The organism is Streptomyces sp. NPDC020490 (genome assembly GCF_044335305.1).
Taxonomy (GTDB): Bacteria; Actinomycetota; Actinomycetes; order Streptomycetales; family Streptomycetaceae; genus Streptomyces.
Window position 1 is genome coordinate 556,901 of sequence record NZ_JBIRUY010000001.1, and the last position, 13,520, is coordinate 570,420.

The following is a 13,520-nucleotide window of genomic DNA, read 5'->3' on the forward strand; positions in this document are numbered from 1 at the left end:
CGGCGCCTCAGCTCGCCTTGCGGCCCCGGAGCGGCTCCGTAGCGGCGCCCTCGCCGCGTTGCAGGCCCTGCAGAAGTTCCTCCAGCACCTCGCTCGCCGTGTGCTCCGGATGCCACCCCAGCTCGGCACGCGCACGCGTGCAGTCCATCAGCGGCAGCCGCAGCACAGCGTCGAACAGGTGGGGCGAGGCCGGCAGCAGATGCAGGCCCCACGCGGCGGCGATCGCCGAGCGGGCCGCGGCGCGCGGCAGCCGGACCGGGCGCGAGCCGAGCATCTCGGCCAGCAGCTCCGCGTCGACCGGGGGCTCGGCGGCCAGGTTGAAGGCGCCCCGAGCGTCGGAGCGCAGCGCCAGCACGTACGCCTTGGCCGCGTCGTCGGTGTGCAGCGCCTGTACCCGCAGCCCGGGCACGTCGGGCAGGAAGGGCAGCAGCTCGGGACGCGTCAGCGGGCCCGGCAGGAACTTGCCGCCGAAGATGCGGCGCTGCTCGCTCGCCGACTCCCGCTTGAAGAGGAAGGCGGGCCGCATCCGGACCACCCGCACCTCGGGACGGTCCCGCTCGAACGTGTCCAGGGCGCGCTCCAGGTACGCCTTCTCCCGGCAGTACGCGGCGTCCGGCCAGCCGTGCGTCGGCCACGACTCGTCCACCGCGTGGTCCTTGGGCCCCGGCGAGTACGCGCCGACCGAGGACGCGTGCACCAGCGTCGGCACGCCGGCCTCCGCCACCGCGTCGAACACACGGAGGGAGCCGAGGACGTTCGTGCGCCAGGTCGTCGCCGGATCGTGCGTCGGCTGGAACGCCCACGCCAGGTGCACCACCGCGTCGGCTCCCGCGAACTCCTCGACCAGGTCCGCCCGTTCCGAGGCCAGGTCGACGGCCGACCATTCCGTCCTCGGCGGCGACCAGTCGGGGATCCGCCGGGCCAGTCCCCGCACGGACTCCGTCCCCGGGTCCTCGGAGAGGAGACGCACCACGCTGGTGCCGACGTTGCCCGTGGCGCCCGTCACGACGATCCTGCTGCCCGCTGCGCTGCTCACCTTCGGCTCCCTTCGGCTGTTCCCCCGGCCCTGCGGTGACGGGGGGAGTGCCGAGTACCCGGCCGGGAGGGACGCACGCGGGCGGCCAGGCGGCCCTGTCCCGCCCGCCCGGGCGGACGGAAAGGGCCCCGACCGGACGGGGGGATCACGGTCGGGGCCGACAGAGGGTGGGCACGCACGGCGGTCGCCTCTCGGCGAAGGCTCCACAGGGCTTCAGCCGAACGATCGTCCCTGTGGGCGGATGGTGAGGCCCGGGGACACTGTCCCGTCCGCACCCACGATCCGTTCAACGGGGGAGCCCCGCCGGGTGTTCCCCGGCTTGTCCCTGCTTGCGGTGATCTGCGTCACTTGTGCCCGTCTGCCGGGTCAGGCGAGCGGGCTGTCCTTCAGCCGGGCCAGCAGGTCGGCTACGTCGTCGTAGACGGCCTCCGCTCCCGCCTCCCGCAGGGCGCGGTGCGGGATGCCGCCGGACAGGACGCCCAGGCAGCGCACGCCCGCGCGGCGGCCGGCCTGCATGTCCCACACGGTGTCGCCGACGAAGACGGCCCGTTCGGCGGGCACCCCGGCCAGCTCCAGGGCGTGTTCGACGGGCTCGGGCGCCGGTTTGCCCTGCTCGACGTCGTCGGCGCCGGCCATGGCGGTGATCGCGTCGTCGGCGTCGATCGCGCGGCGCAGCGCGGAGAGTTCCGGACCGCTCGCCGAGGTCGCCAGGACCACCTTCCAGCCGTGGTGGTGCAGGTGCCGCAGCAGCCGGCCGGCGTCCCGCAGCGGCGGCAGCCGGTCGTAGTACTGCCCGTACAGCGCCTTGTGCGCGGCACTGAGCCGCGCTTCCTGCTCCTCGTCGCGTTCGTCGCGTTCGTCGCGTTCGTCGCCGAGCAGTCGGGCGACGAGATCCGCCGAGCTCAGCCCCACAGACCGGTGGACGGCGTGCATGGACACCCGGTGCCCCGCCTGGCGGAACGCCTCCCACCAGGTCACCACGTGCAGATGGTTGGTGTCGACGAGCGTCCCGTCGATGTCGAACACGGCTGCCCGTTCCATGCCGCTCCCTTCCTCGGTGGGCGCACGAGTACCACGTCAGGGGCCCGGCACTCCCGAGGGCGTGCGCCCCTCCCGCGTCCAGGCCAGCAGCTCCTTCGCGGTCCAGGTGGTGACCACCCGCTCCGCCGGCACCCCGCACTCCTCGGCCCGCTCGCAGCCGAGGATCTGCCAGTCCAGCTGGCCGGGCGCGTGGGCGTCGGTGTCGACGGAGAACAGCACGCCCGCGTCCACGGCCCGGCGCAGCAGCCGCCGGGGCGGATCCAGCCGTTCGGGCCGGCTGTTGATCTCCACGGCCGTGCCGCTGTCCGCGCACGCGGCGAACACCTCCTCGGCGTCGAACTGCGACTCCGGCCGACCCCGTCCGGTGACCAGCCTTCCGGTGCAGTGGCCGAGGACGTCGGCGTGCTCGTCGCGCACGGCCCGCACCAGGCGGCGGGTCATGGCGGGGGCGTCCATGCGCAGCTTGGAGTGCGCCGACACCACCACGACGTCGAGCCGCTCCAGCAGTTCCGGCTCCTGGTCCAGCGAGCCGTCCTCGAGGATGTCGCACTCGATCCCGGTGAGCAGCCGGAACGGCGCCCACGTCGCGTTCAGCCGCGCGACCACGTCCAGCTGCTCGCGCAGCCGCTCGGCCGACAGCCCGCGCGCCACGGTCAGCCGCGGCGAGTGGTCGGTGAGGGCCGCCCATTCGTGCCCGAGCGCCGCCGCGGTCCGGCCCATCTCCTCGATCGGGCTGCCGCCGTCCGACCAGTCCGAGTGCAGATGGCAGTCCCCGCGCAGCAGCGCCCGCAGCCGCGCGCCACCCCCGCCGCGGGGCGCCTCGGCCTCGTCCTCCAGCTTCCGCAGATAGCCGGGCACCTGCCCGGCCAGCGCCTCCCGCACCACCTGCGCGGTCTTCGGGCCGACGCCCCTGAGCGACTCCAGCGACCCGCTCGCGGCCCGTTCGCGCACCTCGTCGCCGGGCAGCGATGTCAGCACGCGGGCCGCGGTGCGGAAGGCGCGCACCCGGTACGTCGGCGCCAGCGAGCGCTCCAGCAGGAAGGCGATCCGCTCCAGTGCCTCGACGGGGTCCATCGTCACCTTCTTCCTCGCGGTCCTCCTCCAGGGTTCCCCAGCGGCGCCGGGCACGCACGGTTCGCCTGCCGCCCGCCCGGATGCTGCGATGCCTCGCCGCTGCCGCGATCCCGAGGATGCCGTGATGCCCGCCCCCGTCCGCGGCAAGACCGTCCTGGCCGACAACGCCGGTACGGGCACCATGACGCCGTTCCATCCGGCAGGGTGACGGCGGCCGGATCGTCGACGTCATCCGTGCGCGAGCCGTGGCGCCCGGCGAGACCGCCACGCCGATGACCGGCCAGGAGGACACCTATGGGCACGCCCAGTCCCGCCCCGGCGTGCCGCGGGTGCCACAGCCGGACCGGCATGGCCGAGCCGAGATGGCCGGATCCGGCCTACGCTCTATGGCATGACCGAAATCGCGAGCCCGCACATTGCCCGTCCGCGGATCGTGGTGCTCGGAGTACAGCCGGGCACGCCGCCGTTCCGGATCGTGGAGATCGACGGCCAGATGGTCGCCGAGGCGACGACCCTCATCGACGTACTGGAGGCCGCCGCAGCGTTCGGGATCCACGTGCACGACCTCGACGATCCGGACGTCGTGTGCTGGGTGGGCGGGGACAAGTTCACCTGGAAACTGCACTGAGAGTCCGCCGGGACCGCGCGGAACCGGTCAGCCGACCGTCCACTTCTGGTTGGCGCCGCCCGTGCAGGTCCAGATCTGCAGCCGGGTGCCGTTGGCCGAGTTGTTGCCGGTCACGTCCAGGCACTTGTCGGCCTGCGGGTTGACGATGTCGTGCGCGGCGGTGACGGTCCACTTCTGGTTGGGGCCGCCGGTGCAGTCCCACAGCTGGACGGTGGAGCCGTCGGCGGTGCCGTTGTCGGTGACGTCCAGGCACTTGCCGAGCGCGCGCAGGGTGCCGTCGGAGCCGACGGTCCACTGCTGGGCCGCGGTGCCGTTGCAGTCGTAGAGCTGGACGGGCGTGCCGTTGGTCGGGTTCGCCCCGGCGACGTCGACGCACTTGCCGGCCAGGCCCTTGATCGCGGCCCCGGTGGCGGTGTCGCCGGTGGTGACCGACACCGAGTCGACGACCAGCTGTTGCGGGAAGGCCGTCGAGGCGTCGGGGTCGCCGGGCCAGTAACCGCCCACGGCGAGGTTGAGGATCAGGAAGAACGGCTTGTCGAAGACCCAGGTCCGGCCGCCCAGGTCGGCGGGGGTGCGCCGCTGGTAGACGTTGCCGTCCACGGACCAGGTGATCGAGCCCGGCGCCCAGTCGACGGCGAAGGTGTGGAAGGCGTCGGCGAAGGCCTGTCCTCCCCCACTCTCGGCTTCGCTCGAGCGGGGGGACCCCCATGGCAGGGTGTAGGCGGCGCCGATGCCCCCGGAGCCGGAGTAGCCGGGGCCGTGGATGGTGCCGTGCACGGTGGAGGGCTCGAAGCCGACGTTCTCCATGACGTCGATCTCGCCGGAGTCCGGCCAGTTGACGGGGGTGCCGAGCATCCAGAACGCCGGCCACATGCCCTGTCCCCGCGGGATCTTCATCCGGGCCTCGACATGGCCGTACTGCGCGGTGAATTTCCCGGAGGTGTTGATCCTGGCCGAGGTGTACTGGCAGGTGCCGTACCAGCACTGGTAGCCGGCCGGGTTCTCGCGGCGGGCCGTGATGACCAGGTGGCCCTGGCCGTCCAGCGCGGCGTTGTTGTTGCCGGACGTGTAGTACTGCCGCTCGTGGTTGTTGACGTTGTCGCCGGTCTCCACCTGCCACTTGGCGGAGTCGACCGCGGCCCCGGCGGGCCCGTCGAAGGTGTCGGAGAACGCCACGGCGGCCGCGGTGGCCGCGGTGGTCGCGGCGGCCTCGGGCCGCGCCTGTGCCGGGCCGCCGGCGAGGGTGGCGATCAGCGCGGCGGCGGACAGGGCGGCGAGCAGGCATCTGCGCGGCAGAAGGGGGGAGGCCACGGCACTTCCTTCCGTACGGCGGCACGGCGGCGGGGCCGGCCGGCCGGGGTGGGGGGTGAAAGGCGCTGACAGTACTGCCTCTTGATTTAAGGAGTGAGATAAGTGGGCGTCAAGAGGTTGGTGCGGACCTGGAATCGAGAGGGCCCCGGGCCGTTCGAGGACCCGGGGCCGCCGAGGCGTACCTCGCTCACTGCTCGTCCGGCACCGGCCGGCGCTTCCGGGCGTGCACCGCCCGGCTCAGCCGCCGCCCCAGCAGCAGGTAGCCGAGCAGCGCGCCCGAGGTGTTGAGGATGACGTCGTCGATGTCGAAGGCGCGGCCGGTGACCAGCGCGCCCTGGGCGAACTCCACCAGCAGCATGACCACGGCGGTCAGCAGCAGCACGCGCAGCACGCCGCGGGTGCGCGGGGCGACGATCGGGACGAGGACGCCGAAGGGGATCCCCAGCAGCAGGTTCCCGCCGATCTGCTTGACCGCGTCGCGCAGCGCCGGCTGGTCCAGGTAGGCCCGCAGCGACCGGCCCGGATGCAGATTGGTGTGGGTCAGCGCCACCGACGCGGGGGAGGGCTCCAGGGTGAGCCGGGCCAGCACCACGGCGAACGCCACCATGAAGGCGAACGCGCACAGCATGGCCAGCAGACGGAACGGCAGCGGTACGACGTGCCGCTCGGCGCGCGCCGGTGCCGGCTCGCGCCCCGGTTTGCCGGCGCGCGGGCGGAGCGCGATGCGAGAGCGTGAGGCTGCTCGGGCCATTCGATCCTCCGGTCTTCAACTTCCCTGCGGTGCAAGGCGGTTACCCTGCGACCGGCCGACGATGCCCGCCATGGCCGGGAAGCCGGCGGGCACCGTGCCGTTCGCGCTCGGTCAGGTGCCGTAGGTGACGTGGACCACCTTGAAGCCGAGGGAGTGCAGCAGGCCCTCGAGCATGTCGGTGGTGTTGGACTCGGCCCGTGCGGTCAGCCCGCTCTGCCGGGCCGCCTCGCCGATGTGCCGGACCGCGAGTTTCTGCACGGCCTGTTCGCTGTTGGGGTTGTCGGAGAACAGATCGCCGAGCCGGTTGAGCAGACCGCGCTGCTTGGAGACGGCGTAGGAGCGGTCCGGGTCGAGCGCCGGCCTGCCCAGTGCCGCGTGCGGCAGACGGAGCGTGGCGGACGTGCGGTCCTCGTCGACCGTCACGTCGTCCTTGCCGACCTTGCCCAGGTCGACGTAGGCGTCGACGGTGCCCGCGCCGACGTACAGGGTGCGGGAGCCGCGGATCGCGTCCGGCAGGAACTTGGTGTCCTTCTCCAGGTCCACGACGACCTGGAAGTTGCCGGAGGCGGCGTCGTAGCGGCTCATGTCCTGGATGGACTGCAGCAGCGCGGGTCCGGAGCGGTCGTGCGTCTCCGTTCCGAACAGGTCCTTCAGACCTGGGAGCACGCTCAGCCGGATGCCGGCGAAGAACACCACGAGCACCAGCACGACGGCGCTCACCGCCTTCGCCCAGCCCGGCGTGCGCCTGGACATGCGTCTGATGGGAGTGGTCATGGCGACGGCCCTCCTTCCTCCCCCTTCGCATGCCCGCCAATTCCTCTGGCAGACCGCTGCGTTGGCCGATCGCCGCCGTGGACGGGGGCAGTGGGGGGGGCGCACGGGCGCGGCGGGCCGGGGCGCGGTCGCCGCGGACCGCGTGACGACGCTCCTCAACCGGCGCGGTTCACCACGAACCGGACGTGGCCTCGGGCTGGCCCAGGGCCGCGTCCAGCGTCGGATGCGGGGGCAGCAGCCGGGACAGGCCGGTGACCCTGAGGACGCGCAGGGTCAGGGCGTGGGCGCACACCAGTCTCAGCTCCCCGCCCCGGTCGAGGACCTGGCTGCGGGCCCGGTACAGCAGGCGCAGCCCCGAGCAGTCGAAGAACTCGATGTGCCGGAGGTCGATCACCAGGCGGACGCCACTGCGTGTCGTCAGCCGGTCGAGGTGGGGAGCGATCTCCGCGGCCGCGGCGATGTCGATCTCGCCGTGGAACTCCAGCACCGTGTGTCCCCGGTCGTGGCGGATCCGCAGGTGCCGGGTGAGCGGCGCGGGGTCCTGCTGCACGACGACATCGCCTCCCACCTGCTGCGCCTGCGGCGGCACCGAGCGTTCGAGCGCAGCCGAGTCCCGGGGACCGGCCGACGGCAAAAGCGTTCCCCGCCCTGCAAGTTACCCTCAACGAACTGAATTTGAGCATGTTCGATTGACATATGTCTCCGATTTGCGGTGGAGGTCTTGCGGGGAAGAGCGTCGACAGCGGCGGGGCGCGGCGAGCTGCGGCGAGGCGCGACACGGCACGGCGCCGCCCGGCCACCGGGGGCCGGGCGGCGCTCGGGTTCCGGGTCAGTCCATGAGCAGGACCAGCTTGCCGGTGGTCCGTCCGGTTTCGCCGAGGGCGTGCGCCCGCGCGGCGTCGGCCAGCGGGAAGGTCTCGGCGACGGTGGCGCGCAGCCTGCCGGACTCCACCAGTTCCGCGATCGCCCGCATGCCGCTCTGGGAGGAGTCGACGAGCATCCTGAGCGCCCGGACGCCGAGCCGCTCGGCCTCCTCGTAGAAATCGTTCGAACCCACCGGCCGGATCGAGACCACGAGCCCGCCCGGACGCAGCACCCGCAGCGAGCGCATGGAGGTGTCCTCGCCGATCGTGTCCAGGACGACGTCGACGTCCTTCACGGCCTCGGCGAAGTCCGTCGCCCGGTAGTCGATCGCCTCGTCCACGCCGATCCCGCGCAGGAAGTCGTGCTTGCCCGCGCTCGCCGTGCCGATCACGTACGCGCCCCGCGCCTTGGCGATCTGCGTGGCCACGTGCCCCACCCCGCCGGCCGCCGCGTGGATCAGCACCCGCTGCCCCGGCTGCAGGTCCGCCGTCTCGACCAGGGCCTGCCAGGCGGTCAGGGAGACCAGCGGCAGGGCGCCCGCCTGGACGTGGTCGACGGAGGCCGGCTTGTGCGCGAAGACGCGGGCGGGAGCGGTGACGTACTCGGCGTGCGCTCCGTGCCCGTAGGGGTAGGACAGCATGCCGAAGACCTCGTCGCCGGGCCGGAAGCGGGCCACGCCGACGCCGACCGCCTCGACCACGCCGGACACGTCCCAGCCCAGCACGAAGGGCGGCTCGCCGATGAAGCCGGCCGTCGCCCGGTGCTTCCAGTCGGTCGGGTTGACGCCGGCGGCGCGGACCCGGACCAGCACCTCGTTCGCGCGCGGCTCGGGCCGGGGCAGCCGCACCTCCTTCAGGACCTCGGGACCGCCGAGGACGTCCTGGCTGATGGCTCGCATCGTGTTCTCAGTGCTCACAGTGCTCATGGTGGACCAGCCTGCCGGGGTCCGCCCGTCAGGAAAATGGCACGATGGTCAATGTCCGATAGGATCGTGCCATGCGACGTGTGGAGCGGGTCGTGGTCCTGGCCCTCGACGGTGTGTACCCCTTCGAACTCGGCATCCCCAGCCGCATCTTCGGCGCCGCCGACGGCCGGTACGAGGTGCTGACCTGTTCCGTGGACGGCCGTCCGGTGCGTACCGCCTCCGACTTCACCATCACCGTCGAGCACGGCCCGGAGGCCCTGGCCACGGCGGACACGGTGGTGATCGCCTCCGTCGTGTCCTCCCAGATCCCGGCCGACCTGCCCGCCGCGGTCGCCGCCGCGCTCGCGCGGATCCGCCCCGACGCCCGGATCGTCTCGATCTGCACGGCCGCCTTCCTGCTCGCCGCGGCAGGGCTCCTCGACGGCCGGAAGGCCACCACGCACTGGCAGTTGGCCGGCCTGTTCCGGCGCCGGTACCCGCACATCGACCTGGACCCGGACGTCCTCTTCGTCCACGACGGCCGCATCCTCACCTCCGCCGGAGCCGCCTCCGGCGTCGACGTGTGCCTGCACGTGGTGCGCAGCGACCACGGCAGCGAGCTGGCCAACGCGGTGGCCCGCAGCTGCGTGGTGCCGCCGTTCCGGGACGGCGGCCAGGCCCAGTACATCGAGCAGCCGGTGCCCGCCGGCGACGCCAGCGGCACGGCCGCCACCCGGGCGTGGGCGCTGGAGAACCTCGACCGGCCGCTCACCCTGACCGATCTGGCCGGCCACGCCCGGATGAGCCTGCGCACCTTCGCCCGCCGCTTCCACGACGAGGTCGGCCTCAGCCCCGGCCGCTGGCTCATCCAGCAGCGCGTCGCCCGCGCCCGCCACCTGCTGGAGTCCAGCGACCTGTCCGTCGACCAGATCGCTGGCCGCGTCGGCTTCGCCACCGGCGCCTCCCTGCGCCAGCACCTGCACGCCGCGATCGGGGTCTCCCCACAGGCCTACCGGCGGACCTTCCAGGCGACCCCGCGATAGCCGCCCCGCCCCGCCCCGCGCCGCGTCGCCCCGCCTTGCGCCGCGTCACCTCGCGCCCCGCTCCGCGCCGCCGTGGACGTTCCGGCCCGCCGCGAACGTTCCGTCCGGCCGCCGCGTCGTAGGAGCAGGCAGCGGCGAAAGGACACCGGGGTGGGGATGCGCGCGGGGCTCGTGATGGTGGTGGTACTGGTCGCGTCGGCGGCCGTGGCGTGCGGTGACGACCGGCCGGACCTCGTGGTCGACGGCACCCCGCCGGCGACGCCGTACGGCGGACCGCTGCACCTGCCCGCCGAGCGGCACGACGAGGAGGGCGTGCGCGGCCTGCCCGGCCGGGCGGGCGCCGCCGGCCGGGCGCTGGAGTGCGACGGGGAGATCTACTCGGGCGGCGCCGCGGAGTCGTGGGGACGGGGCGACGGAGGAACGACGCCGGAGGAGGGCCTGCGGGCCTACTTCGACATGGACCAGCCCGGCGTTCCCCGCCACGGCTACCGCGTGGAGCGCCGGGAGAAGGGCCGCGTGCTGTACTCGTTCGACGTGGACGGCAGGACCAAGGTCGCCGTGGTCGTCGCCGAGGACCGGCCCGGCAGGCCGGGCTGGGGACCGGAGACCAGCGCCTCCTGCGATCCGGCCGAACTGCCGGCGAGCTTCACCGACACCCAGGAGTACGAGGTCTGGACCGACGGGGACGGCGAGCGGGTGCCGGTCGCCCGGCTCAGCAGCTCCGCCGGCGCCGCCCACTGCGACTGGCAGAAGGCCCACTTCCTGTCGCTGGGACAGGGTGAGGACGGCAGGACGTACGCCCGGGACCCGGACCGGGTGCTGCCGCGGGGGATGCTCACCTCCCCGTACGACGGTGACGTACCCCTGCCCGCCGGCGCCCACGACACCGGATACCGCCTGCGCGAGCGGCAGTTGTGGCTGACGGACGATCCGTCCCGGGTGTACGTGCGCACCTCCCGGGGCGTCGAGGCCTGGCCCCGCGTCAAGCCGGGCATGGGCTGCAAATGAGCCGTCAGCGACTGGAGTGCAGCGCGACGAGCAACTGCCACACCTGGTCGGCGATCTCTCCGGCGTCGGCCGCCAGCAGCCCGTGCAGCCAGTCGGCCAGCACCCCGGCGAAGGTGGCGGCCACCGCGGAGGCGACCAGCGGGGCGTCCGCCGCGCCCGCCAACTCCCGTTCGCGCAGACTGTAGGCCCGCAGGTCCCGGTGCAGCACGTGGCCGAGCGGGCCGCCGCCGCCCGGGCTGAGCAGCGCCCGGTACAGGCCGGCGAGCGGGGCGAGCGAGGCGAAGAACTCGCCCAGCGCGGGCGGCGCGTGCACCGGGTCGGGCCTGCCCCGCCAGGAGTGCAGCGCCTCCACCGCCTCCCGTACGACGTCCGCGCAGGCGTCCACGGCCAGCGCCTCCAGGTCGGCGTAGTGCAGGTAGAACGTGGCCCGTCCGACGCCCGCCCGGCGCACCAGCGCGGCCACGCCCACGTCGGCCAGCGGCCGCTCGGCGCATTCCGCGAGCAGAGCCGCCCGCAGCCGCGCCCGGGTACGCGCCGCGCGCGGGTCCTCAGGCGTGGGGCGGGTCATCCCGCGACGAGCACGGCGGCCAGGGCCAGGGCTCCGGGCAGGGCCTGGGCGACCAGGATGCGGCGGTTGGCCGTGGCGGCGCCGAAGACGCCGGCGACCACGACACAGCACAGGAAGAAGACCTGGGCGCGGAATCCGGTCGGATCCGCGGCGATCAGTCCCCAGACCAGCCCGGCGGCGAGGAAGCCGTTGTAAAGCCCCTGGTTGGCGGCGAGCGGAGCGGTCGCCCGCGCCATCTCGGGGTCGAACCCGTGCAGCGCCCGGCCGGGCTTGCGCTGCCACAGGAACATCTCCATCACCAGGAAGTATGCGTGCAGCGCGGCCACCAGACCGACCAGCACATGCGCGAGCGTCTCCACACCGGACTCCTTTTCTGGGCAGGTGTCCATCCTAGCTGGGCAGATGTCCAGGAAAGCGTGAGGGGGCGGATCGGCGCCGCGCACGCCCGCAGAGCGCGCTGACCGGCGCATATGCCCCCGCCAACCGCCATGCGCGACCGCCCCGGCGGCAGTGGTCCAGACCCGGCAACGACGGTCGGAGGTGGGCGCGCTGATGGTTACTCTCCGGCAACGGTGCAGGTCCGCATAGGTATTTGTCGACCGTTGGAACTTGTCCGAGAGTGACGGAACCCTCACTTCCGTCCGACCGCCAGTTTGATCCTTTCGGGTTCTTACCCGATAAGCTCCCCTGGGTCACGACGAGTTGGTGCGGCCTCCTGCCGCCCATCTCGTGGTGCCTACGCATGAGTGCGGTCCCCCACGCCTTGCACGCCCCCCTGTTCGATCGTGTTGCTTCGAAGGATGCAGATGGAACTCGCCACTCCGCCGCCGGCGGCGCGGGCCCCTGTCGCCTGGTACAGCTGGTGGCTCATGCCGCTGGCTTTAGGCGGCGGGACGGTTGCCGCCACGTTCATGAGCTCCGAGCAGATCGGTGCGGCCGTCGCCGGAGCGGCGGCGACCACCGCCAGCGCCGTGTGCGTACGGCTGCTGCTGCGCACCCGGAGCCAGCTCGGCCGTGCGGAGGGTTCCTTCCGCACCGCGCAGGCCGAGCACTCGCAGCAGTGGCAGCAGCACGTGGCCGGCCTGGAGCGGAAGTTCGCCGCCGAGCGCGCCGCCCAGGAGGCGCAGGCCGCCGACCGCGCCGGCGCCTACCAGGCGCAGCTCGACGAGCAGGCCCAGGAATACCAGGCACGCCTCGCCGAACAGGCCCAGTCCTACGAGGCGCAGCTCGCCGAGCAGGCCGAGGTCTGGAAGGAGCGGCTGGCCGATCAGCGGGCCGCGGTCTCCCGGCTCGCCGTCGAGCAGCTGCCCGAGGCGCTCCAGCGGCTGCGCGCCGGCGACGCCGTCGAGGACCTGCTGCCGGCCCGCGACCAGCACGCCAAGATCGGCGCCGATCTCCAGGCCGACCTGCGCAAGGTGCTGCGCACCGCGCTCATCGGCGTGGAGGAGGAGTTCAACCGCTCCACCGCCGCCGAGCAGGCCGTCATCAGCATCGGCAACCGCATCCATGTGCTGACCAGCAAGCTGCGCGGCCGGCTGCACGAGATGCAGGGCGAGCACGGCCGGCTGCCCTCGGTGGCCCGTGGTCTGATGGAGCTCGACCAGGAGATCGGCCCCGCCGACTGTCTCGCCGCCAGCATCGGCGTGCTGGGCGGATCCGACCGGCCGGGCAGGCAGTGGCAGGAGCCGCAGCGGCTGCTGAGCGTGGTGCGCGGCGGCATCGGCCGGATCAAGGACTTCCACCGGGTCGAGGTGCGTCATCTGCCCGAACTCGGCGTCGACGGCGGCCTGGTCGACCACCTCACCCTGATCTTCGCCCATCTCCTGGACAACGCGGCCCGCTACTCGCCGCCCACCGAGCCGGTCGTCGTGTCCGGCAAGGAGGTGCCGAACGGTGTCGGCATCGAGATCCAGGACTCGGGCAAGGGTCTGAGCGAGGAGAAGCGGCACGAGGCCGAACAGGCCCTCGCCGGCACCGGGGAGGGGCCGGGACTCGGCGGCATCTCCGAGGACGCCACCATCGGTCTGCGTGTCGTCGGCGCCCTCGCCCGCCGCTACGGCGTCCGCGTCACCTTCGCGGACTCGCCCTGGCTCGGCACGTCGGTAGTGGTCGTGGTCCCGCACAAGTACTTCAGCCCGCTGTCGGCGGCCGTCACGGCCACCCCCGCTCCGGCCGTCCAGCCCGCGCAGTCCGCCACGGCCGCGCCGTCCCCGGAGGCGGTCGGCGTCACGGCCGCGGCGGCGGCCGGCGTCACGGCCGCGGCGGCGACCGCCGAGGCCGTGGAGACCACGCCCGGCGGACTGCCCCGTCGCCGCAGCAGGCGGAACGACGCACAGGCGCAGTCGGCCCAGCGCGCCGAACGGACCGACGACATGACTGTCGCCGCCGTTCCGCCGGACGCGTCCTTCGCCGGCCTCGCCGCCTTCGCCACCGCAGGACGCGAGTCCGCCGAGGCAGGGGAAGAGCCGACCGTCGGACGCGAGTCCACCGAGCACCGCACTGAAGAGAGCGACTAGTC

Annotated in this window: 14 protein-coding genes and 1 pseudogene; 5 read left to right on the forward strand and 10 right to left on the reverse strand. The window is 73.3% G+C overall.

All coding sequences use genetic code 11. From position 1 onward, the window contains the following. Positions 1–7 precede the first annotated feature (7 nt). The 3 genes from ACH4ZX_RS02505 to ACH4ZX_RS02515 all read right to left on the reverse strand — a co-directional run bounded on the left by ACH4ZX_RS02505 (position 8) and on the right by ACH4ZX_RS02515 (position 3,151). Positions 8–1,036 carry an SDR family oxidoreductase gene (locus tag ACH4ZX_RS02505; protein ID WP_398266229.1) on the reverse strand — a complete coding sequence of 343 codons (1,029 nt, stop codon included), beginning with the start codon at positions 1,034–1,036 and terminating at the stop codon, positions 8–10. 366 nt (positions 1,037–1,402) lie between these two features. Beyond that, a complete protein-coding gene (locus ACH4ZX_RS02510; protein WP_398266232.1) occupies positions 1,403–2,077 on the reverse strand; it encodes an HAD family hydrolase in 675 nt (224 codons plus the stop codon). 36 nt (positions 2,078–2,113) lie between these two features. Continuing rightward, complete coding sequence (locus ACH4ZX_RS02515; RefSeq protein WP_398266235.1) at positions 2,114–3,151, reverse strand: PHP domain-containing protein; 1,038 nt, start codon at positions 3,149–3,151, stop codon at positions 2,114–2,116. Between the two features lie 185 nt (positions 3,152–3,336). On the opposite strand from ACH4ZX_RS02515, the pseudogene ACH4ZX_RS02520 reads away from it, so the two are divergent. Both ACH4ZX_RS02520 and ACH4ZX_RS02525 read left to right on the forward strand, forming a co-directional pair. After that, positions 3,337–3,477, forward strand: a pseudogene (locus ACH4ZX_RS02520) (SDR family oxidoreductase); the annotation flags it as partial. 65 nt (positions 3,478–3,542) lie between these two features. Beyond that, on the forward strand, positions 3,543–3,779 hold the full coding sequence (locus ACH4ZX_RS02525; protein ID WP_351891198.1) for a hypothetical protein: 237 nt from the start codon (positions 3,543–3,545) through the stop codon (positions 3,777–3,779). Positions 3,780–3,806: 27 nt separating this feature from the next. On the opposite strand, the gene ACH4ZX_RS02530 is transcribed toward ACH4ZX_RS02525, so the two are convergent. From ACH4ZX_RS02530 to ACH4ZX_RS02550, 5 genes are all read right to left on the reverse strand, one after another. Next, positions 3,807–5,090 (reverse strand): ricin-type beta-trefoil lectin domain protein, encoded by a 1,284-nt coding sequence (locus tag ACH4ZX_RS02530; protein ID WP_398266238.1) that lies wholly within the window; start codon positions 5,088–5,090, stop codon positions 3,807–3,809. A gap of 187 nt (positions 5,091–5,277) precedes the next feature. Further along, the gene (locus ACH4ZX_RS02535; RefSeq protein ID WP_398266241.1) at positions 5,278–5,841 is read right to left on the reverse strand and encodes a VanZ family protein; all 564 of its coding nucleotides are present in this window, start codon (positions 5,839–5,841) and stop codon (positions 5,278–5,280) included. 111 nt (positions 5,842–5,952) lie between these two features. After that, positions 5,953–6,615: a DUF4230 domain-containing protein gene (locus ACH4ZX_RS02540; protein ID WP_398266244.1), complete on the reverse strand. Its 663-nt coding sequence runs from the start codon at positions 6,613–6,615 to the stop codon at positions 5,953–5,955. Positions 6,616–6,784: 169 nt separating this feature from the next. Beyond that, the gene (locus ACH4ZX_RS02545) at positions 6,785–7,165 is read right to left on the reverse strand and encodes an anti-sigma factor antagonist (RefSeq protein WP_398266247.1); all 381 of its coding nucleotides are present in this window, start codon (positions 7,163–7,165) and stop codon (positions 6,785–6,787) included. A 279-nt stretch (positions 7,166–7,444) separates the two neighbouring features. Further along, positions 7,445–8,404, reverse strand: coding sequence for an NADP-dependent oxidoreductase (locus ACH4ZX_RS02550; protein WP_398266250.1), 960 nt, complete (start codon positions 8,402–8,404; stop codon positions 7,445–7,447). A 71-nt stretch (positions 8,405–8,475) separates the two neighbouring features. Here ACH4ZX_RS02550 and ACH4ZX_RS02555 point away from each other — a divergent pair, with 71 nt between their 5' ends. Both ACH4ZX_RS02555 and ACH4ZX_RS02560 read left to right on the forward strand, forming a co-directional pair. Beyond that, on the forward strand, positions 8,476–9,426 hold the full coding sequence (locus ACH4ZX_RS02555) for a GlxA family transcriptional regulator (protein WP_398266253.1): 951 nt from the start codon (positions 8,476–8,478) through the stop codon (positions 9,424–9,426). A 156-nt stretch (positions 9,427–9,582) separates the two neighbouring features. Beyond that, positions 9,583–10,434 carry a hypothetical protein gene (locus ACH4ZX_RS02560; protein ID WP_398266679.1) on the forward strand — a complete coding sequence of 284 codons (852 nt, stop codon included), beginning with the start codon at positions 9,583–9,585 and terminating at the stop codon, positions 10,432–10,434. 4 nt (positions 10,435–10,438) lie between these two features. On the opposite strand, the gene ACH4ZX_RS02565 is transcribed toward ACH4ZX_RS02560, so the two are convergent. Together ACH4ZX_RS02565 and ACH4ZX_RS02570 are read right to left on the reverse strand one after the other, a co-directional pair. After that, positions 10,439–11,002 (reverse strand): TetR/AcrR family transcriptional regulator, encoded by a 564-nt coding sequence (locus ACH4ZX_RS02565; RefSeq protein ID WP_398266257.1) that lies wholly within the window; start codon positions 11,000–11,002, stop codon positions 10,439–10,441. Beyond that, positions 10,999–11,361: a DUF1304 domain-containing protein gene (locus ACH4ZX_RS02570; RefSeq protein WP_398266260.1), complete on the reverse strand. Its 363-nt coding sequence runs from the start codon at positions 11,359–11,361 to the stop codon at positions 10,999–11,001. Before ACH4ZX_RS02570 ends, ACH4ZX_RS02565 begins: the two co-directional genes overlap by 4 nt. 447 nt (positions 11,362–11,808) lie before the next feature. Between ACH4ZX_RS02570 and ACH4ZX_RS02575 the strand changes: the two genes are divergently transcribed. After that, positions 11,809–13,518: an ATP-binding protein gene (locus tag ACH4ZX_RS02575; RefSeq protein WP_398266263.1), complete on the forward strand. Its 1,710-nt coding sequence runs from the start codon at positions 11,809–11,811 to the stop codon at positions 13,516–13,518. The last annotated feature ends 2 nt before the right edge of the window (positions 13,519–13,520 follow it).

What these genes read in the sequence shown, in the direction of transcription:
- ACH4ZX_RS02535 (WP_398266241.1), bottom strand. Translation starts at nt 5,841, where the DNA reads ATGGCCCGAGCAGCCTCACGCTCTCGCATCGCGCTCCGCCCGCGCGCC.
- ACH4ZX_RS02575 (WP_398266263.1), top strand. Translation starts at nt 11,809, where the DNA reads ATGGAACTCGCCACTCCGCCGCCGGCGGCGCGGGCCCCTGTCGCCTGG.
- ACH4ZX_RS02525 (WP_351891198.1), top strand. Translation starts at nt 3,543, where the DNA reads ATGACCGAAATCGCGAGCCCGCACATTGCCCGTCCGCGGATCGTGGTG.
- ACH4ZX_RS02540 (WP_398266244.1), bottom strand. Translation starts at nt 6,615, where the DNA reads ATGACCACTCCCATCAGACGCATGTCCAGGCGCACGCCGGGCTGGGCG.
- ACH4ZX_RS02515 (WP_398266235.1), bottom strand. Translation starts at nt 3,151, where the DNA reads ATGGACCCCGTCGAGGCACTGGAGCGGATCGCCTTCCTGCTGGAGCGC.
- ACH4ZX_RS02510 (WP_398266232.1), bottom strand. Translation starts at nt 2,077, where the DNA reads ATGGAACGGGCAGCCGTGTTCGACATCGACGGGACGCTCGTCGACACC.
- ACH4ZX_RS02550 (WP_398266250.1), bottom strand. Translation starts at nt 8,404, where the DNA reads ATGAGCACTGTGAGCACTGAGAACACGATGCGAGCCATCAGCCAGGAC.
- ACH4ZX_RS02560 (WP_398266679.1), top strand. Translation starts at nt 9,583, where the DNA reads ATGCGCGCGGGGCTCGTGATGGTGGTGGTACTGGTCGCGTCGGCGGCC.
- ACH4ZX_RS02555 (WP_398266253.1), top strand. Translation starts at nt 8,476, where the DNA reads ATGCGACGTGTGGAGCGGGTCGTGGTCCTGGCCCTCGACGGTGTGTAC.
- ACH4ZX_RS02565 (WP_398266257.1), bottom strand. Translation starts at nt 11,002, where the DNA reads ATGACCCGCCCCACGCCTGAGGACCCGCGCGCGGCGCGTACCCGGGCG.